1 protein-coding gene is annotated in these 292 nt (G+C 53.4%); it reads left to right on the plus strand.

Annotation, left to right across the window (positions count from 1 at the left end):
• The coding region (locus FCL48_RS24765) for a VCBS domain-containing protein (protein WP_136876761.1) at positions 1-292 on the plus strand (292 nt) is incomplete at both ends.

Consider the following 292-nt stretch of genomic DNA (forward strand, 5'->3'; position numbering starts at 1 on the left):
TGACTCTCAATGAAGACGGCAGCTACAGCTACCAGCTTGATAACAGCAACCCGGATGTACAGTCGCTTGACGATGGTGACACCATCCAGGATGTCTTTACCTACACCATTACTGATGCTGATGGGGATACCTCTGAAGCAACCCTTACCATCGATGTAAACGGCCTGACCGACGGTGCGCCGACCATCTCTATTGATGATGCGGATGCAGATGTTACTCCTGCCGACAACAGTGTGGTTGAAGGTTCCGGTGACACCGTTAACGGGGCGATCACTGTTGGGGCAGAGGCCGG

It is taken from the genome of Desulforhopalus sp. IMCC35007 (genome assembly GCF_005116575.1).
In the GTDB taxonomy this organism is placed as follows: Bacteria; Desulfobacterota; Desulfobulbia; order Desulfobulbales; family Desulfocapsaceae; genus Desulforhopalus_A.